The sequence below is a fragment of the Paenibacillus sp. FSL R7-0179 genome, from assembly GCF_038002265.1.
Lineage (GTDB): Bacteria > Bacillota > Bacilli > Paenibacillales > Paenibacillaceae > Paenibacillus_AQ.
Genome location: NZ_JBBOCC010000001.1, coordinates 2,259,176 through 2,278,130 on the forward strand (window position 1 = coordinate 2,259,176; position 18,955 = coordinate 2,278,130).

The window sequence follows — 18,955 nt, forward strand, 5'->3', positions numbered from 1 at the left end:
CTGCAACTTTTTCAAAGCTTACCAAGTAAAAAAAGGAGCGATTCTCCGTTATTGGAGGACCGCTCCTTTGCGTTTCTGGTCGTTCGCTGCTTGCTTCAGCAGGTTGTGGGCGAGCGAAAGCCAACCGACCTCCAGCGTCACTTTTTCCAAGCCGCGAAGCAGAAAGCGCCGGAAGCCCCGGTTATTCTTTAATTGTCCAAATACACTTTCCGGCTCCGACATTCGACGTACGGCCAATAGATAGCCTTCCTCGCTTCGGAGGATTTCTTTCGCCTGTTTCTGGTATCTAAGCCGCTCCAAACTGACTGCGATTTCCCGGTTTCCGCTTCCCTTCGTGCAGTTTTCTTTTAGCGGACAACCTCCGCAGCTTTGACTTTGGTAAGCATTTTAGGATGGTAGCTGTCACGGCCGCCGCCAGGATAGGCCGCGTTAAAAATGGCGTTGTCCAGCCGGTTGACGGCGGCATTCACGACGCGAACGAGGTGATTTTTCGGGATATCTTCTTCCAGATCCATTGGCAAGCAAAGTTGGTCCATGGTATATTGAATGTACAAAGAAACCTCTCCTTTGAAATGGTTGTGTGGTAACTCCATTTTAACAAAAGAGAGGTTTCTTTTTGTGATTTTAGAAAGATTTGAAGAAACTTTTCCCGCTTAAACAGCAGAGAGGACGGAACGATTGTGGAAAAGCGGCAGCGGTCGCCTTGGTCTCCGGATTTTCACCGCTAAGGGGAATGAAAAAAATCTGGAGACCACAGCGATTGGAACAACGGTCCGTTCGCGCAGCGTTCACCCAAGTGCTCACGTTGATCCTACTACAAAATAAAGAGCTGTCCCAAGCAGCCACTTCATGGCTTTTGGGACAGCCCCGTTTTGATGCTTGTAGGGAAACTATAATTCCCCTGGTAGAAGATCATATGGACCAAATGTATGTGGAAAACAGTATACATTGTGCTCAAACGCAGGCGCATGGCCCGAATGCATGTGGAAAACAACATACATTGGCTCAAACGCAGGCGCATGGCCCGAATGTATGCGGAAAACAGCATACATTGTGTCCAAATGCAGGCGATGGCCCGAATGTAAGTGAAAAACAGCATACATTTGCCAACGTGCGGGTGTCCAGAATAGGTAGTGCCATTTCCCGCTTAAACAGCGGAGTCGACGGAACGATTATGTAGAAGCGGCCGCGTTCGCCTCCCCGGATTTTCACCGCTAAGGGGAATCAATAAAATCTGGGGACAACAGCGATCGGAACAACGGTCCGTTCACGCAGCGTCCACCCAAGTGCCCACGTTAATCCTACTCCTCAATTCCTCCTACTCCAAAACAAAAAGCTGTCCCAAGCGCCATAACATGGCTTTTGGTGACAGCTTATTCAGCATGAGCAGAATAGTTTGAACGCCTATAGCTGATATTATTCCTTAGGAATTAATTCAAAGATCTTGCCGGTTTCAAGCGACTCGATCAGCTTCAGCAGCCAGCGGTAGTATTTGATAGCTTCCTCAATCTTGAGCTCGTCGGAGTGGAGCAGGCGCGACAGGTCGGGCTCGTCCGCATAGTCGGTTTGCATCTGCCGGATTTCGGCGAGCGATTTGTTAAGGGCGGTCATATTCCCTTCCACTGCTTTTCTCCATTTAATAGAGAAGTAATCGCTGAAGTTCTGGTGCCAGTCGGGAACCACCTCGAACAGATCCTTGCGGGTGCCCTTGCCCCAGACTTTATCGATCATCTTCAAATCAAGCAGTGTACGGACTCCAGTACTCATGGAGGTCTTGCTCATACCCATGGTGCGGCTCAGCTCATCCAGTGTAACCGGGCCCTCATTAAAGTACATATAACCGTATAAATGCCCAATCGATAAGGTAATGCCGTATAAATCCATATTTTTACCGATAGAATCGATGACCCGTTCGCGGGCCTTGCTGATTTTCTCTATTTGCTCGGGCAGAAGCCCCTCTAAATCGTTCATGATGTCCCTCCTGAGGAATAGGCTGACAGGCTACATGCCTCTCCTACTGTATTGTAATCAAATCCCCATCCAGAAGTAAAGAATTCATCCGGAACGGAATTTGGCGTTAAACAGAGTATTCTATACGTAAAGTTTGTAAAGTTAAAACTGTACACTAAATTTCAACCGAATATGCGCTTTGCTTATTTTTTCGTAAGTCCGTTACACTAGGTCAGTAGCATTAACCTGAAAGTTCAAGGGGAGAGAAGGAGGTCACCATGGCAATTATAGAGGTGAAACAGTTAACCAAAGTTTTCGGTCATGATGCAGCACGGGCGCTTCCATTATTAGAACAAGGCTGGTCCAAAGAAAGAATTGCCAAGGAAGCCAAGCTGACAGTCGGTGTGAATAAAGCCGAATTCAGCATTGAAGAGGGAGAAATATTCGTCATTATGGGATTGTCGGGGAGTGGTAAATCTACACTCGTCCGTCTATTGAACCGGCTGATTGAGCCGACCGGAGGACAGGTGCTGTTCAAGGGTAAGGATGTTGTCAAGATGAATCCGGAGCAGCTTCGGGAATTCCGGCGGAAGAATATCGGCATGGTCTTTCAAAAGTTCGCGCTGTTCCCGCACCGCAGTGTGCTGGCCAACGCAGAATACGGACTGGAAGTCCAGGGTGTGGAGAAAAGCAAACGAACCCGGCTGGCCATGGAGGCTCTTGAGCTTGTAGGGCTGAAGGGCTGGGAGAATCACCGTCCGGATCAGCTCAGCGGAGGCATGCAGCAGCGTGTCGGCCTGGCGCGCGGTCTGGCCAATGATCCTGACATTCTGCTGATGGATGAAGCCTTCAGTGCGCTTGATCCGCTGATCCGCAAGGATATGCAGCAGGAACTGCTGGAGCTGCAATCCAGAGTGAAGAAGACGATTGTCTTCATCACGCATGATCTGGATGAAGCGCTGCGGATTGGGGACCGTATTGCCCTGATGAAGGACGGGGTCATTGTCCAGATCGGATCGCCGGAAGAAATTCTGATTCAGCCTGCGAACAAATATGTGGAACGCTTCGTGGAGGATGTGGATCTGTCCAAGGTATTGACGGCTTCCCATGTGATGCGTCAGCCAGAGATGATCCGCCCGGAACGCGGACCCCGGGTAGCCCTGCAGCTTATGCGGGACAGCGGGGTATCCAGCCTGTATGTGGCGGATAATGAGATGCGGCTGCAAGGTCTGCTTACAGCAGATAACGCCTCTCAGGCCTTGAAGGAGAACCGCAGTATCCTCGAAGTGATGCAGCGTGAGATTCCCCGTGTCCAGCCGGACACCCTGCTGAATGATCTGTTCGAGCTGATGTCGGAGACGCATCTGCCGGTGGCGGTAGTCGGGGAAGGCGAGAAGCTGAAGGGGATTGTGATTAAGGGGGCTGTGTTGTCTGCCCTGGCCGGTAACGCAGTTCCGGAAGGAGGGCTTCATTCATGAATTTACCTAAAATACCGCTCGGAAAGGGCGTAGAATGGATCGAGGATTGGCTCACTGCCTACTTCGGCCCGATATTTGACTTCATTCATGCGGTGATCGGCGGAATGGTCAGCGGAATTGATACGGCACTGAATTTCCTGCCGGCGCTTGTGCTGACCCTTCTGATCGCCGCTCTAGCCTACTGGATCGGCAAATGGCGGATGGCGCTGTTCGCAGTGGTCGGACTCCTGCTAATCGATAATCTCGGATTATGGGGCCCTTCAATGCAGTCGCTGGCCCTTGTGCTGACAGCGTCCATCTTGGCGGTGGTCATCGGTGTTCCGCTGGGTGTGCTGTGCGCGCAGAGCCGGACTTTTCAGAATATTGCCACCCCCATTCTGGACTTCATGCAGACGATGCCGGCGTTCGTGTACCTGCTTCCGGCCGTGTCATTCTTCTCGCTGGGGGTTGTTCCCGGGGTCATTGCTTCTATTATATTCGCGATTCCGCCAACCATCCGGCTCACTAATCTGGGTATCCGTCAGGTCTCGCCCGAGCTAGTGGAGGCGGCGGATGCCTTCGGTTCTACAGCAGGGCAGAAGCTGTTCAAGCTGCAGCTGCCTATTGCCATGCCGACCATTATGGCCGGTATTAACCAGACGATTATGCTGTCGCTGTCGATGGTGGTCATCTCATCCATGATCGGCGCCCAGGGAGTCGGGGCTTATGTATATCGTGCGGTATCGCAGGCCAAGACTGGTGCGGGCTTCGAGGCGGGGATTGCCATTGTCATTATCGCGATCCTGCTGGATCGTCTGACCCAGAAGCTGTTCAAACCCAAACAACAAGGATAGGAGTGTATTATTAATATGAAAAGAACTCATTCGATAAAGCGCAGACCGCTCATGCTGCTTATGCTGCTGATGGCAGTAATTCTGGTAGCCGGTTGTTCGTCCAATAATAACAGCACGGTGAAGCTGGCTTATGTAGCCTGGGATTCCGAGATCGCCAGTACGAACGTAGTCAAGGAAGTGCTGGAAACGAAGCTCGGCGTGAAGGTGGAGATGCTGCAGGTCGATGCCGGACCGATGTGGGCAGGGATTGCTGACGGAAGCGCGGACGCTATGGTAGCCGCCTGGCTGCCAAGCACGCATGCCTCTTATCTGGAGAAATACGGCAAGGATATTGAGGATGTAGGGGTGAATCTGGAGGGTACGAAGACGGGGCTTGCCGTTCCGGCCTATATGGACATTAACTCCATCGATGACCTGAAGAATGCCGATGTAGCCTCTTCCCTGAATCAGACGATTATCGGGATTGAGCCGGGGGCCGGAATTATGACGGCTACGGAAAAAGCGCTCGAAGCCTACGGCTTGAGCGACTATACGCTGCTGGAGAGCTCGTCTGCGGCGATGGCACAGGAGCTGCAGAAGGCTTTTGACAAGAATGAACCGATTGTCGTCACTGCCTGGACTCCGCACTGGATGTTCGCTAACATGGACCTGAAGTATCTGGATGACCCGCAGAATGTATACGGCGGAGCCGAACAGATTCACACCATGGCCCGCAAGGGGCTGCAGGAGGATATGCCGGATGTGCACAAGTTCCTGAGCCAATTCAAGTGGACCGCAGAGGATATGGAGCAGGTTATGGTCAAAATTCAAGGCGGACAGTCGCCTGAAGAAGCAGCCAAGGAATGGGTAGAGAGCAATGAAGCCAAGGTTAACGAGTGGACGGCTGGCGTCTCTTCATAATTGAAATCTGGAGGGTTCAGTGATCTGGCGGCGATGACCGATGTGTGCTATGATGAGAGAAAATAAGCAACAATTCTGTAACTTGTACGCTTTTTTAAGCAAAATATATAGGTACATGTTCAATAGACACCCCGCAAGGGGTGTTTTTCTTCACCAATTCAATCTTCATTAATGAGCGGTTCCTTTACATGCTGCTATGAGTCAGGAAAGGAGAGCGCTCTATGACCGAGATCATCAATGCCTGGATTGACTGGCTGCTGCAAAGCCTGGGACTTAGCGGCCCGTATATTGTTTTCGCTACCTTTCCGCTCGCCGTGCTGCAAAGCTTGTTCGGATTTTTTCCCCTGGCGATTCTGATTGTGCTCCATGTCTCTGTGTTCGAAGTGATCGGCGGGATGGCTGTCAGCTGGCTGGCCTGCAACCTGGGTGCGGTAGTCGTCTATTTCCTCTTCCGGCGTTATCTCTTCGACTGGTTCGACCGCAAATGGGGCTACAAGCTCAAGAAGTATGAGAAATGGCAGACCTATCTGGACCGTTACGGCATCTGGACCCTAGTGCTGCTGCGTACGATTCCGATTGTGCCCAGCAATATCATCAACCTGATGTCAGCTGTGTCTCCAATGAAGCCGGCGGCTTTTGTATGGGGGACGGTGCTCGGCAATCTGTCTTTCATCTGGCTGTTCGGTACGCTCAGCTCCTCGCTAATTGTCCCGCGTGAGGACTGGAACGGTTTTCTGTTGTGGTATGGCGTATTCATGCTGATTCTGCTCGCTATCTTTGTCCGGCTGCACTGGGGGCATCTCCAGGAGGATAAGCGCAAGCGGGCGGGACATTAGGTTCTTCACTTCAAGTTAACTCCACTTTTGTGGGGTTATTTTGCGTGTGCGCCGAATAGCCTATTAGTACAGGGAGCGGCTTGACCGCAGGAATGTCGGGAGGGACTGCAGGGCATGGGCAGAATCAGAAAATGGGGGAAACGGAGCGCAGGTGTGCCGCTCTTCGGGCGTCTGCGTCTGCCGGACTTCAGCGGAAGCGGCCTGAGGGGGCCGGGCGGACGCCGCCAGGCCTTCAAGGCCAAACCGTCCAGAACGGGAATCCGGCCGCCGGGTGCGGGCTCGGGAGCAAGGTTCGAAGCGAAGCCGTCAAGATCCGGCGCGGGTCTGCCCCGCCGGGGCTGGGGGCGGAGCGGAGGCTTCGTGGCGAAGCCCTCCAGGTCCGGCGTGCGGCTGGACGGGAGCGAAGCGGATTACAAGGCAGCGAAGCCATCCGGGAGAGCGGCGGGCGCTCCGGGCCAGCGGGTCTGGCGCAAGTCCGGGCGCGGGGGCGGCTTCCGCCTGTTCGGCAGCAGGGACGGGAAGCGGCAGGAAGCTGCCGGGGGCAAGGGGCAAAAGCCGCGCAGACGGGGCAGATTCTGGCTCATCCTGAGCCTGCTGCTGCTTCTGGCGGTGCTGCAGGGGCTGCGTTATGTGGAGCAGCATCTGAAGCCGCCGATTCTCCATCTGGCACAGATCCGGGTGAAGCAGATTGCCACCGAATCGATTAACAAGGCGATTACGTCCCAGGTGGCGGATGGCGGGAACGCAGAAGCGCTGATCGACTGGAAGACGGACAAGAACGGCAAAATCTCGGGCTTCATGCTCAACTACAAGGAGCATATGCGGATTACCTCGCAGGCCGCCGAGGTCATCCAGTCCACCCTGCAGGAGCTGCATAACCGGACGGAATATATTCCGCTCGGCCAGGCGCTCGGCAGTCCGCTGATCGCCTCCTATGGTCCGGATATTCCGATCAAGGTGGAGCCTCAGGGTGCAGTGAAGGTCGAGCTGAACACACGGCAGCAGAATGCCGGAATCAATATGATTCTCGTTGAAGTCTTCATCCATATTGTTACTGAGGTAGCGGTCGTCATTCCATTTGATATGGAGCCGCAGGTGGTGGATACAGAGATCCCCGTCTCCTACCTGATGGTAGTCGGTGACGTTCCGATGTACTACTATGACAATCAGGGCAAGCCTGTAGGCGAGAACGGCAACAGCGCCCCAGGTATCGCTATTCCGGCCCCTTCACTGAATACCGAGAAGAACAGCACCGGTGCGGGCGGCACACCAGCAGGCAGCGGTAACAGCAGCTCCAGCTCCGGCGGCTCAGGCGGACATGCGGGCAGCGATGAGATTGAGCCACCCGCCGGAAGCGGCAGCTCTGCGCCCGGTGCGAATGCCGGGAGCGGGAATGCGGGCGGTGGAAGTGAGTAGGAATGGTAATTATATGGATATATTCCCCGTCACACTCATACATTATAGACAGCATAGTCTGACTAATGGAGCGTGATGCCGGGTGTCTTATGGAGCGATGGAGGACCGGAGTGCGGAGAAGGCTATTGATGCACAAGCGGACCGTACCGGGCGGCTGGCTGCGAGGTACAGTTATCTGGAACGGGAAGGTCTGCTGCCGCTGCCGGTGCAGGGAGGCATTACGCTGGTCGTGGAGCTGCGGCATGCGCCTTGGTCGGCGGAGTGCCTGCGGCTGCTGCTTCAGCATTCCGGGCCAGCGGTACGGGTGACTGCGGTTGCCATGACCGCTGATTATCCGCTGCAAGCGTTGTCGGAGCAGTTCTCCGGGGAAGCGGGAATGCGGTTCCTGCCTTGCAGCGAGGGGGAATATACGGTGAATGAGGCCTTGGCTTATGCCGAGACCTCTTTTGCTGTGCTGCTGGAGGACTGTGTCATGGTGGCTCCGGGCTGGCTCGGGCATCTGCTATGGCCGCCGATTGATGATCCTGCGGTGTTAGTTGTGGCTCCTTGCTCCTCCACGGAGCGGGGAGACGGGCAGCGGCAGCTGCATTTTGCCGGATATCCTGAGTTGTCCGCTTACACCGTCCATACACAGGAGAAACAGCAAGGGAAATGGAGTTATGCGGAGGTGCTAACCGGTTCCTGCCTGCTTATAGCTACAGAGCTGCTGCTGAGGGTAGGCGGATTCGATGCTTCTCTGGGCGAGCGCCGCGTGATCATCGCGGACTGGTGTCTGCGGGCCCGGATGCTGGGAGCGGAGCTGGCGCGCAGTGACTCGGGCTATGTTCATGTGCTGCATAGGCTGGAAGCGGAGAGTGTGAAGGCGGGCTGCAGTGAAGTCAGGGGGCAGAGGGAACAGGCTTATCTGCAAAAATGGAATCTGCAAAGCACCCCATCCCCTGCGGGTACGCTCCAGATTCCCCGTGATCTTACGGCCTGCCCTCTGCAGCCGGTCATTCCGCTTAGCCGGGATACGGCTGCCGCTGCGCTGGTTACAACGGTCGTGTACTTTGAAGAGAACTGGACGGCGGCAGATTCCCGCGAACGGCAGCAGATGCTTCAGGAGAGCCAGAGCTACGGGAATATCCGCTGGGTGTGGGTCAGGGACAGCTGGAGTCAGTCTTTTCCGGAATTTCCGGTGCATGAGCGGGATGCGGTTATTACCGTTCACGGCGAGAAGGCATGGCTGCATGCGCTGGAGAATATCTCGGCACTCTACGGCAGTGAGATCATAGTCTACTTATCGGCTTCCGCATCGTACGATAACCGCTATGTGGAGAGAATGGTTCGGGTTCTTCAGTACAGCCGGGCGGATCTGATTGTCAGTTCAGACGGTAATGCCGCAGAATCAGGGCTGCCGCGCACAGGCGAAGGGACTCCGCAAATTCTCCTGCTTGAACGCATTGCGCATAGAAGCGGAAGAGCACCCGGAAGAATTGTGAAGCGGGAGGGCTATCTCCCTAGTCTGGAGCTTGTGCCGGACCCGGGGTTGTCTATAGATTATGAAGGAGAGACAACAGCAACGGGAGCGGGCAGCCTTGATGAAGCCGTAGCGGGGGAGGGCCGCTTATGAACTACATTGTGCTCAGCCGCACGGCTTGGGAGGATTATGAGTATAAAAGAATGCTGGAGCTCCTCCCGGAGCGCGGGGAGGTCTGCTTCGCCGGAGCAATGACCCCGGTCCAGCAGCGGAGCAGCCAGGTCAGGTCTGTGACGCTGGCGGAAGTGTACAAACTGAATGCCAGGGAGTACACGCTGCTGGTCTCATCGCCTTACTGGCTGCCGGATGTGCTGGCTCTGCAGCCTGCTTATACTGTGGCTCTACTGGAGCCTTGTCCGGATGGGGAGGATGCTGCGCTGTGGGATAAATACAGTGCATCTCTTGGAGCGCTGGCTGATCTTGCCGGCACCTCCTCGGAACGGATCTATCTGGAGCAGAATCTGCGCCGGGGCCAAGTGGTCTATCTCAATGGAGATGAGCCGGTGTCCTACGGACTTCTCCGCCGGGGGGAGCGGCTGTATTTTCTCACGGATGCTGAGGCGGTCTGGAACAGGGCATTGGAGGAGCTATGGCATCCGCCTGATGCGGTGAACGGCGGGGAGACGTATCTGGATATTCAGCGCAGGCTCCGTACCCGTTACTATCTCTCGATGTGCGCCAAGCTGCCCGGTGAGCCTTCGGTGCATTATGTAGCGGCTTCTTACTTATATCTGCAAGGAGATGAGGAAGCTGCGCAGCTTCTGGCCCAATCCTTTGAGCTGATGCTGCTGCATGATTATACGGAGTGTCTGCATTCACATTACCGGTTCTTCTCAGCGGTTGAAGCGAAAAAGGGGAATCTTGCGCTTGCACTCCGGCAGTATGAGATTACGGCCTTTACGGAAGAGGAGCGGGCAAGGGTTACGCAGATGAAGCAATGGCTGCACGGGGGGGAGGTCCAGCAGAGGCTGCTTTGTGCAGAGCTTATGACGGTGAATGAAGACTACGCAGCAGCCATCGGACTATTGGTCCGCTTGCCCGGCCCGGAGGCCCAGCAGCGGCTGCTGCACAATTATATCGCCACCTTCCAGTGGGAGAAGGCGTTGCAGCTTCATCAGGAGCTGACGGCCGAAGGAACGGTGGCGGAAGCGGGAAGTGCGGGACTGCCGGGGCTGGCGGGGAATCTACAGGGTGCAAGTCCGGGAAGAGAGACTTCTTCTGCGGATGAGCTGGCAGAACGGATGGCCGGGCAGATGTCTGTGATTGAGGGGACCCTGCATCTCCTGTACGGCAGGCGCCATGAGGCTATCCGCAGCTTCCTGCGCTCGGCGGGTGCGGATCAGGGGGCTCGGCAGCTTTTTGCCGAAATGGCAGATCTGGAAGAAGCAGTGCAGAAGTTAAGAGGAGGGGCTGCGGGTGGCTGACCATGGGAATGAACCGCTGCGCAAGGCTTCAGGCAACCGCCTGACAGCGATGATGCAGGTGCGCAATGAAAGCGGCCGGTATCTGGAGCAGGTGCTGCAGGAGCTGAGCGGATTTACCGATGAGATCGTCATTGTGGATGACGGCAGCACGGATGATACTTTGCGCGTGTGCCGCTCTTTTGCCAAGGTGAGCAAGGTGGTGACGCTGGAGCACTCCCTCTTCGGGCGGGAATGGGAGCTGCGCCAGACGCTCTGGGATCTGGCGGTATCCACGCGGCCGGACTGGCTTTTGTCGGTAGATGCCGATGAGTTCTACGAAGAGCGGGCCAAGCACGAAATGCGGCGTCTGATTGACCAGGATGTCTACGATTGGGTAGCCTTCCGGATATATGATTTCTGGGGCGGCACGACCCATTACCGGGAAGATGAGCTCTGGAACCTGCACATGAGGCATACGCGCACACTGGTGCGTTATCTGCCCGGCTTCTATTATTACACCCCGCAGATGGATCATCACGTTCCCCGGCTGCCGCTATCGTATGCGGTGCTGCCCGGCTTCCTGGCCGAGCTGCGGGTGAAGCACTACGGCTGGGCGCTGGAGCCTGACGCGCTGCGCCGCAAGTACGACCGCTACATGGAGCTCGATCCCGAGGGCAAATGGGGAAGCCTGGAGCACTACCGCTCCATTCTGGATGAGCATCCCCGGCTGGTGGAGTGGGGGGAAGTCTAGCGCCGCTTCAGACATTCTTATCTCTGTCATCCCCACTCTGAATCGCCGACTTCACAAGCACCAGCCACGGAATGCTGCCTGTAGCGGGGAGGTTGCCCTGTGGGTGAACCTCCGCCGCAAGAAGCAGCATGTGGTAGCTGAGGCCAGTGATTGCGGCAGCGCAGCCGGATTGCAGCAGTGTCTGTTCATCGGTGGACGTAAGCTTCGGGACCTGCCCGCAAGACTGGGCGATGGCTGCATAGAGCAGCCATTCGGCAGCATCACCAGGAAGGCTATAGTGTTGTGATTGCCGGGTGTAATCCGCACACCATTGCATTTTAAATGAAACAGGTGCATCCAGTAGTCCCCGCAGCAGCGGCAGGGGAAGTCTGCTCCAGCGAAAGCGTGCAGCGCTAGTGGGCCTGCCAAGCACGAGCAATGTGTCCCAAGCGCCTGTTTGAAGGAGAAGCTGCGCTGCGTAAGAAAAATCTGCAAAGCTAAGCGGTGTGTCTGCACGTTGTTCCGAATCGGCCAGGCTGCCGGTATAAGGGGGATGAGTGGAGCATCCTGCTGGAAATGAAGAGATCGATTGTCCATCGGCCCCATGCTCCGCAGGGCCTGCCTGCAGCCCCGCAAGCTTGCGATGCGCGGCTGCCAGCCCGGGCGGCAGCTCCGCCAGCCGCCCCAGGCCTTGTCCTGCCGCGGCGATGCCGCCGCTGCGGCAGGACAAGGCCCACAGATAGCCGGATACCCAAGGGTTATCCGGCGCATCTCTCTGCATCCGCGCAAGCCCGGCGGATGCGGCTCCGGGCTGTTCCGGGTCCCGGAACAGCGTCCCCAGCAGCACCTGAAGCACCTGCCGGATATCCTCCGGCAGCTGCGGTGCTGCGAGAAGCGCCGCCAGCCACGGGGCGGCGCGGGCATTGAGTGCGGCAGGCACCAGCCTGCTCAGCACTCGCCGGGGCAGGGCAGGGAGCAGCTGACGGGTGAACACCGTCAGCTGCTCCGCTTGCCCGGACAGCAGGCACAGCGTGGCCAGCTGCTCCCAGGCGGCAAGATCGTCAGGCGAGCAGCCGATCGCCTGCCTGTAATGCTCCATGGCTTCCTCGTAGAGGAACAGCCGCTCGCAGACCCGCCCGGCAGATACGCGGGTGCGGTAGGTTCCGCTTCCGGAGGAGGAAGGGTATTTGTGCGCGGTATCCCCGCTGTCCAGCGCCCGCTGCAGCAGAGGGTACGCCCCCCATACCTGCCCTTGCTCCATGAGCAGCCCCGCATAGCTCTCCAGCAGATCGGTGAAATCTGCGTACAGCCCAATCCCGGCCTGATAGACAGACGCCGCGTCGTGAGGCCGCCCGCCCGCTTGAAGCGCAAAGGCTGTCTTAAGATACAAGTCTGCGGTATACCCGGAGTCTGGCGGAGCTTCCTCTAATAGCGGCAATAGAAGATCTGCCGCCTTCTGATATTGCCCCTGCTGGTAATATTCCGTACCCAGGGCGTACCGCAGAGGCACGCTGTCCGGTTCAAGCCGCAGAGCGGTGTGAATCAGCTCCAGATTGCGGCTGGCTTTATTTTTGCGCTGAAGCTCATCATCCAGATAGCCGTAGTGATCGACAGGCAGGCGGGCATAAGCGATATGTCCTCCGGGGAGGCTCCAGATGCTGGAGGCCACCTCTTCATGAATGCTGCCGCGAAAACAGATACGTGAATCATTACGGAACAGCCGGCACACATTGTCTGTCACGTATTCGCGCCCGGAGCCCTCCCCCACATAATGCATAAAATGCAGGAAATACCCGTCCGCACGCTCCGATTCCAGCAGAAGCTCCAACTCCTCTACCTTCCAGTCAGCAAGGGCTTCATCTGCATCCAGCACCAGAATCCAGCCATAGGAGGCCAACTGTAGGGTCTGATTACGGGCTTTGGAAAAATCATGCTCCCAGGGCAGCCGGATCACCCTAGCACCGAACCTGCGGGCGATAACTATACTGTTATCCTCTGATCCGGTATCAGCGATAATGATCTCCGAGACCATGCCCTGAACAGACAGCAGGCATCGCTCCAGATGCTGCGCCTCATTCCTGACGATCATGCAGAGCGAGATCCCGGGAGTATCCATGGTCTGTAAGCTCCTTTCTAACAGCATCAGATTGAAAAAGTAGGAGTGCACAGCAAGCGGAGCAGGTAGATTCCTGCCGGACTGGAGAGCCGTTATTTCCCCAAAAACAGCACTTCTTACGGAGTGGCGGACTGAGAGGACCCTATTGTCTCTCTAACCGATGATTTTGGCAGCATATCCGCCTTTAAGCGCACTGGAGTCCCTAACTCTTCCCAATCATGCGTTTTCTCCAAAATAAACGCCCCTCAGTCCGCGAGCGACCAGTCACACCGGCACTCTCCTGAAAAAATGGACTAGACAGAGGTAGTTGCAGAACGTACACCTAAAACGAGCGATAAAGCACACTTTCATTGGATAGCTGTAATCTGTACAGCTAAATCTGCCCAAAAAGGGGAGAAGGAAGAATCGGCGGATGTTTAAATGCACGAAGTACAACTAAGCGTGAAGTTGGTGAACAATCAGGCATTTTTGTTGTACCAAATGCAATTAAGGTCTATCGCAACGCCGATCATCTAATCATGGCAAACGCTCGCCAAACAATCGCCCGGCGTGACTTTCACTAGTTAAAAGCTGATACTCTACTAGCATCTGGCGATACACTAATCGGCTGATCCGGGAAGCGGAAGCGTGAGGCGCGCAGCCGTAGCTGCTGGTGAATACATGGCCGAAGTTGCGAGCGTAGCCAGAACCTTGTCAGCCAAAAGAATCCATGGCCGCACCGCCGCAGCAACAGCAGATAAGGGGAGTGAGGTGTTCCGGTCTGCCGGGACAACTGCAGGATGATTAAGCAGCGCGGTGATATCATCGAAGCCCAGCTCAGCTGCAGAAGCTGCTTCTGCCCGCTGCAACAGCTTCAACAAATCAGCGGCAGGCGGCACCACCGGCCCTGCATCATCCACCGCACCCGCATCCCGTACCGCCGCATCCATCACTCCCGCACTCTGCGCCGCACCATCCACCGCTCCCGCATCCCGCACCGCCGCTTCCATTACTCCCGCACTCTGCGCCGCACCATCCACCGCTCCCGCATCCCGTACCACCGCTTCCATCACTCCCGCACTCTGCGCCGTACCATCCATCTCACCCGCATCCCGCACCGCCGCTTCCATCACTCCTGCACTCTGTGCCGTACCGTCCATATCTCCCGCACCTCTTGCCATCTCACCCGCAGCAGCCCCGCCCCCAACCACAGCAGCCGCCGCTGTGTAACAGCCATCCCTTACCAGCAGGCGCAATAGCTCCTGGCGCTGCTCTGTCAGGATGCCAGGCAGCTGCCCGGCCAGCCAGCCGTGGAGCTCTGGCTCGCGGCCTGTGCATTTGAACAGGCGCGTGAGCCGGGGGATCAGCGGCCAGGGGTCCGGCTGGAGCTGGGCTGCTCTGGTGAAGCAGGCTGCCGCTTCTTGCGCTTCGCCGAGCTGCTGGCAGACCTGCCCCAGCAGCGTGTGGGTGAGATAGGTGCCTAACCCGGATTCCGTATGGTAGAGGGGAGGGGAGGCTCCAATCTCCAGTGCCCGGCACAGCGCGGTCTTGGCTTCGGCTAAGGCAGACACCTGTAGCAGCAGCGCACCTTTGAGGTGGTGAAGATCGGAGTAATCCGGGAAGAGTGTGCTTCCCTGCCCGCAAGCCTCCAATGCACCCGGGTAATCACCGGTTACCGCCAGGCAGCGGACTTTGTATTTATAGAGCAGGTGAACATAGCTGGTACCCGGCTCGGCCAGGTTCAGCGAGGTGCCGATATGCTCCAGCGCCTGCCCGTAATCGCCCAGCCGCATATATTCAACCGCCAGGTTGAAATGCTGAAAAGCATCTCCGGGACTCTGCTCCAGCTGCTGCTTCAGCAATCCGAGATTACGGCTGATTTTGTCTTTCTGCTCCACGACCCCGTCGGCATAGCCATAGTGATGGACAATGACGGTGCCCATATGCATCGCGGCATCCGGGGTCTCCTGCACAATGACAGCCGCAATCTGCTCATGAATAATGCCGCTGAAGCGATAATTCGGACGGTTCTTGAACATCCGGAGGATCGGGTTAACCGTAAGCGTCTGCGAAGCACGCTCCGTCCCCTGATGATTATGAATCCGCACAAAGAAAGCCTCATACTCCGTATGCTTCGCGCACACCAGCAGATCCTCCCGGCTCCCCGGCTCCAGCTCCTCATCTGCATCCAGCACCAGAATCCAGGTGCCCTGCGCCAGGGCCAGTCCGGCATTGCGTGCGGCGGCAAAATCCCCGTTCCACGGGTAATTGATGATCCGGGCACCGAAGCTGCGGGCAATCTGGCGGGTGGCGTCGGTGGAGCCAGTGTCCACAATGATGATTTCATCCACAGTCCCGCGCACACTCCGGAGACAACGGGCCAGGTTGTCGGCTTCATTTTTGACGATCATGCACAAGGAGATCAACAGTTGCTCTGGTTTCGTGGTCATAAGCTCAGCTCAGCTCCTCTCTGCCGCTGGGTGTAATTCCACTTCGTATGCCAGGGGGTGCAGCGCAGCACCGCGATGGATTGGGCAACCGCTGCCCTGTCCTCCTGAAGCGGCCCCTGAGCCGGCTGTCCCGCCCCCTGGAGACGTTCTACAGCTTCTGCGAGCCGCTGCTCCGCCAGATACAGATAACAGAGCGCCAGTCCGGTGCTGACGGCATCGTCTGCAGGCGATTCCCCCAGGGCAAGCCGGTACCAGCCCGCAGCCTCCGCATAATGCCCTTTATCTATGAGCAGTTCTCCGAGATACCGCAGGGTTGCGCCCGAAGCGTCTTTACTGTCTGCAAGGCTGATGAATAGTTCCCCCGCCTCTGCACGCCAGCCTTCCTCATACAGCGCTTCTGCCAGAGTGCGTGTATGTGCCGGGAGGCGTCCAACCAGCCGCTTGCCCAGCGCGATGAACTGGTGCTTCACAGCGAGCCTTATCACCTCGGCAAGCAGCGGAGAGTCCCCGGTGCTAGCGAAGTCTCCCTGCGGATCAGCGGAATCAAGAGACAATTCCCTGTCGATCTCAAGCACTGCGAAGCGCACTTCCGCAGGGAATTGCAGCCACAGCTCCTCCTGCAGCCTCCCGCCCAGCTCCCACGTTAAGACGGCCTCAAGCAGGCAGAGCTGCCGCAGAGTCTCCGCATTTAGGCCATCCGGTGACAGTTGGGTGGGATTAGCCCGCAGCTTGGCGGTAGTCTTCCTGAATGTATGATAATTTCCGGTAATGATCCAGGAAGACAGCAGGAACAGCAAGGTGTCCTCTTCCAGCGGACAGACGGCGGGCGGCAGCTCTGCAATCGCCTTATAAGCGTCCAGCCGATACAATGTTCCGATTATTGCGGTTCTTGAAGCACGCTGCGCTGTACCGGTTAGCTGTATCAAGAGTGCGGCAATCTCTCCATCCGGCACCTCCAGCTCCTGAAAAGCAGAAGTGATCCCCTCCAGAGCGGGGAGATACAGGGAGTGCTGCTGTAGCGCTCGATGGTACAGCTGCGCGGCTTCCTTCTGCTTCCCGAGCTGCTGGAAAATGGCCCCCATCCGGTGCAGCGGGCGGAAGCTGTCCATGCCCTGTTCAGTGACATATGCTCTGCGCGGAGCCGGGGCAGACGTGGTATCTATGGCGTGCTGGTAAGACTGGACAGCGCGTTCATAGAACCCTTGGCTCTCCCAGGACTGGCCCTGCATGTAATGCAGGTCGGGATAATCTCCATAACGTGTCAGCTCGCGGGTCAGCAGGCTGTCGACCGCTTTTACATGACCGTTGGCCAAATCAATTGTACACAGATCGCGAATGATCGAGGGACGGTAAGAGGCCTGAAGCGGAGCGAGGGTAAGACTCTGGCGCAGCAGTTCTCCGGCTTCCTTCAGCCGCCCGCCCTGACAGCAGTTGACCGCCAGATTATAACGGGTGAACACATTGTCAGGCTCTTCCGCAAGTGCAAGGCGCAGCAGGTGCTCGTTGCGGCTGATTTTATGCCTGGCGCTCATGACCGGGGGCAGGTAGCCGAAGTGAAGAATCTCTATTGGACTGGCCCAGGTGGCGGCGGACCCATGTTTTGTGAGAATAGAGGACTCCACGCTCTCATGAATTCTTCCACTGAAAAGATAGCCCTGCCCACCCCGGAACAACCGCACCGGATAGTGATACAGACGATCCTCGGGCCTGCTTCCCAGCAGGTTCTCTATACGCACCGTGTACGCTTCGGCTGTGCTGCCCACGAGAATCTCCTTAATTGACGCTATGGAAGTTTGCAGGATTTCATCTGCATCCAGAACCAGTATCCAGCTGCTGGCTGCATGGGAGAGACCGGTATTGCGTGCTTCTGAGAAATGATGATTCCACTGGGCTTCAATGACCGTTGCCCCATATCTGCGGGCGATCTCCACGGACGAATCGGTTGAGCCGGTATCGACAACGATGATTTCATCGGCGCCCTGCAGGCTGGCTAGACAACGGGGGAGCAGCTCGGCTTCATTGTTGACAATGAGCTGTACTCCGAGTGTAGGTGTGGCAGATAGATTCAAGATTGTTCCTCCTTCGCGGGCCTTAGTTCCTCCGGGTATTCTGCAAAAATAAGCATGTATAAGCGTGCCGTCTTATGTAGATGCGGAATACCGCACAGGAAAGAGTACATGGGTACCCATGCACTCCTCTCTTCTGTATCGTATGACTGTAACTAGGCTTACGTTCCTTGTGCATCAAAAACAACATTAAGCGTAGAAGCTGCACCCGGCGTAGCGGATTGATAGGAAAGGCGGGTGTATTTCAGGAACCGGGCAGGCACAATTACGTCTACAGAACCTGCTGCCAGCGGGTTGTCTCCGGTCGTATCGACGAAATAGTTGGTTCCGTCTGCGCTGATTTCGACCCGTGTATTCACCGGATTGGCCCCGGTATTCACAATGAAGTAGGAATAGGTGCCAAGGACACTGGTATTGTTGGCAGGCAGCGGCGTATAGGTATCCGAAGTAGCAATTGCCGATGTAGGCAGCTCAACGAAGCTGCGCTGGGAAATGGAGGTCACGCTGCTCAGTGTACCAGCGGTGATAGTCGCACCAAGCACGCTAGTAATGGTACCGCCGAGGATATTGGTCACTGTACCAGCGGATGATAGAGTACCAGCGGTGATAGTCGCACCAAGCACGCTAGTAATGGTACCGCCGAGGATATTGGTCACTGTACCAGCGGATGATAGAGTACCAGCGGTGATAGTCGCACCAAGCACGCTAGTAATCGTACCGTCTAGCAGGTTAGTCACTGTACCAGCGGATGTTAATGTACCGGCAGTAATAGTCGCACCAAGCACGCTAGTAATCGTACCGTCTAGCAGGTTAGTCACTGTACCAGCGGATGTTAATGTACCAGCGGTGATAGTCGCACCAAGCACGCTAGTAATGGTACCGCCGAGGATATTGGTCACTGTACCAGCGGATGATAGAGTACCAGCGGTGATAGTCGCACCAAGCACGCTAGTAATCGTACCGTCTAGCAGGTTAGTCACTGTACCAGCAGATGATAGAGTACCAGCGGTGATAGTCGCACCAAGCACGCTAGTAATCGTACCGCCGAGGATGTTGGTTACTGTACCAGCAGATGTTAATGTACCAGCAGTGATCGTTGCGCCAAGTACACTAGAGATGGTGCCGTTCAAAATGACGGTGGTCAGGTTCCCGCTGGCATCCGTAGTTAACGGCCGGTCGATCAGGGTCGAGGGGTCCCGGCCAAAAATAAGCGTACGCAAATTATCCGGGTTTGCCTGAAATGAACTGAAATTTGGCAAATGGAGTCATCCTTTCTGTG

General features: G+C 56.3%; 15 protein-coding genes and 1 pseudogene. 9 read left to right on the forward strand and 7 right to left on the reverse strand.

Annotated elements, in window-relative coordinates; genetic code table 11:
- Positions 1-48 precede the first annotated feature (48 nt).
- Both MKX63_RS10060 and MKX63_RS10065 read right to left on the reverse strand, forming a co-directional pair.
- Positions 49-381: pseudogene (locus MKX63_RS10060) on the reverse strand (transposase); the annotation flags it as partial.
- Positions 348-554, reverse strand: a complete 207-nt coding sequence (locus MKX63_RS10065; RefSeq protein ID WP_341016830.1) for a hypothetical protein — start codon at positions 552-554, stop codon at positions 348-350. The pseudogene MKX63_RS10060 and the gene MKX63_RS10065, both read right to left, overlap by 34 nt.
- Positions 555-760: 206 nt before the next feature.
- Here MKX63_RS10065 and MKX63_RS10070 point away from each other — a divergent pair, with 206 nt between their 5' ends.
- Positions 761-1,180 (forward strand): hypothetical protein, encoded by a 420-nt coding sequence (locus MKX63_RS10070; protein WP_341016831.1) that lies wholly within the window; start codon positions 761-763, stop codon positions 1,178-1,180.
- A 236-nt stretch (positions 1,181-1,416) separates the two neighbouring features.
- Here the strand turns inward: MKX63_RS10070 and MKX63_RS10075 are convergent, their stop codons facing one another.
- Positions 1,417-1,971, reverse strand: a complete 555-nt coding sequence (locus MKX63_RS10075) for a GbsR/MarR family transcriptional regulator (RefSeq protein WP_341016833.1) — start codon at positions 1,969-1,971, stop codon at positions 1,417-1,419.
- A 257-nt stretch (positions 1,972-2,228) separates the two neighbouring features.
- Between MKX63_RS10075 and MKX63_RS10080 the strand changes: the two genes are divergently transcribed.
- The 8 genes from MKX63_RS10080 to MKX63_RS10115 all read left to right on the forward strand — a co-directional run bounded on the left by MKX63_RS10080 (position 2,229) and on the right by MKX63_RS10115 (position 11,086).
- The gene (locus MKX63_RS10080; RefSeq protein ID WP_341016834.1) at positions 2,229-3,428 is read left to right on the forward strand and encodes a quaternary amine ABC transporter ATP-binding protein; all 1,200 of its coding nucleotides are present in this window, start codon (positions 2,229-2,231) and stop codon (positions 3,426-3,428) included.
- Complete coding sequence (locus tag MKX63_RS10085) at positions 3,425-4,261, forward strand: ABC transporter permease (RefSeq protein ID WP_341016835.1); 837 nt, start codon at positions 3,425-3,427, stop codon at positions 4,259-4,261. Before MKX63_RS10080 ends, MKX63_RS10085 begins: the two co-directional genes overlap by 4 nt.
- Positions 4,262-4,276: 15 nt before the next feature.
- A complete protein-coding gene (locus tag MKX63_RS10090) occupies positions 4,277-5,161 on the forward strand; it encodes a glycine betaine ABC transporter substrate-binding protein (protein WP_341016836.1) in 885 nt (294 codons plus the stop codon).
- Between the two features lie 221 nt (positions 5,162-5,382).
- Positions 5,383-5,997, forward strand: a complete 615-nt coding sequence (locus MKX63_RS10095; protein ID WP_339311509.1) for a TVP38/TMEM64 family protein — start codon at positions 5,383-5,385, stop codon at positions 5,995-5,997.
- 582 nt (positions 5,998-6,579) lie between these two features.
- Positions 6,580-7,413, forward strand: coding sequence for a sporulation protein YunB (gene yunB / locus MKX63_RS10100; RefSeq protein ID WP_341018596.1), 834 nt, complete (start codon positions 6,580-6,582; stop codon positions 7,411-7,413).
- Positions 7,414-7,495: 82 nt separating this feature from the next.
- Complete coding sequence (locus tag MKX63_RS10105; RefSeq protein ID WP_341016837.1) at positions 7,496-9,025, forward strand: glycosyltransferase family 2 protein; 1,530 nt, start codon at positions 7,496-7,498, stop codon at positions 9,023-9,025.
- On the forward strand, positions 9,022-10,356 hold the full coding sequence (locus MKX63_RS10110) for a hypothetical protein (protein WP_341016838.1): 1,335 nt from the start codon (positions 9,022-9,024) through the stop codon (positions 10,354-10,356). Before MKX63_RS10105 ends, MKX63_RS10110 begins: the two co-directional genes overlap by 4 nt.
- On the forward strand, positions 10,349-11,086 hold the full coding sequence (locus tag MKX63_RS10115) for a glycosyltransferase (protein WP_341016840.1): 738 nt from the start codon (positions 10,349-10,351) through the stop codon (positions 11,084-11,086). Before MKX63_RS10110 ends, MKX63_RS10115 begins: the two co-directional genes overlap by 8 nt.
- A 7-nt stretch (positions 11,087-11,093) precedes the next feature.
- Here MKX63_RS10115 and MKX63_RS10120 read toward each other — a convergent pair whose 3' ends face one another.
- From MKX63_RS10120 to MKX63_RS10135, 4 genes are all read right to left on the reverse strand, one after another.
- The gene (locus MKX63_RS10120; RefSeq protein ID WP_341016841.1) at positions 11,094-13,181 is read right to left on the reverse strand and encodes a glycosyltransferase; all 2,088 of its coding nucleotides are present in this window, start codon (positions 13,179-13,181) and stop codon (positions 11,094-11,096) included.
- Positions 13,182-13,780: 599 nt separating this feature from the next.
- Positions 13,781-15,610: a glycosyltransferase gene (locus MKX63_RS10125; protein ID WP_341016842.1), complete on the reverse strand. Its 1,830-nt coding sequence runs from the start codon at positions 15,608-15,610 to the stop codon at positions 13,781-13,783.
- Positions 15,607-17,679, reverse strand: a complete 2,073-nt coding sequence (locus tag MKX63_RS10130) for a glycosyltransferase (RefSeq protein WP_341016843.1) — start codon at positions 17,677-17,679, stop codon at positions 15,607-15,609. Before MKX63_RS10130 ends, MKX63_RS10125 begins: the two co-directional genes overlap by 4 nt.
- A 158-nt stretch (positions 17,680-17,837) precedes the next feature.
- Positions 17,838-18,935: a DUF6385 domain-containing protein gene (locus MKX63_RS10135; protein ID WP_341016844.1), complete on the reverse strand. Its 1,098-nt coding sequence runs from the start codon at positions 18,933-18,935 to the stop codon at positions 17,838-17,840.
- Between the last annotated feature and the right edge of the window lie 20 nt (positions 18,936-18,955).

What these genes read in the sequence shown, in the direction of transcription:
- MKX63_RS10090 (WP_341016836.1), top strand. Translation starts at nt 4,277, where the DNA reads ATGAAAAGAACTCATTCGATAAAGCGCAGACCGCTCATGCTGCTTATG.
- MKX63_RS10075 (WP_341016833.1), bottom strand. Translation starts at nt 1,971, where the DNA reads ATGAACGATTTAGAGGGGCTTCTGCCCGAGCAAATAGAGAAAATCAGC.
- MKX63_RS10095 (WP_339311509.1), top strand. Translation starts at nt 5,383, where the DNA reads ATGACCGAGATCATCAATGCCTGGATTGACTGGCTGCTGCAAAGCCTG.
- MKX63_RS10085 (WP_341016835.1), top strand. Translation starts at nt 3,425, where the DNA reads ATGAATTTACCTAAAATACCGCTCGGAAAGGGCGTAGAATGGATCGAG.
- MKX63_RS10110 (WP_341016838.1), top strand. Translation starts at nt 9,022, where the DNA reads ATGAACTACATTGTGCTCAGCCGCACGGCTTGGGAGGATTATGAGTAT.
- MKX63_RS10120 (WP_341016841.1), bottom strand. Translation starts at nt 13,181, where the DNA reads ATGGATACTCCCGGGATCTCGCTCTGCATGATCGTCAGGAATGAGGCG.
- MKX63_RS10080 (WP_341016834.1), top strand. Translation starts at nt 2,229, where the DNA reads ATGGCAATTATAGAGGTGAAACAGTTAACCAAAGTTTTCGGTCATGAT.
- MKX63_RS10125 (WP_341016842.1), bottom strand. Translation starts at nt 15,610, where the DNA reads ATGACCACGAAACCAGAGCAACTGTTGATCTCCTTGTGCATGATCGTC.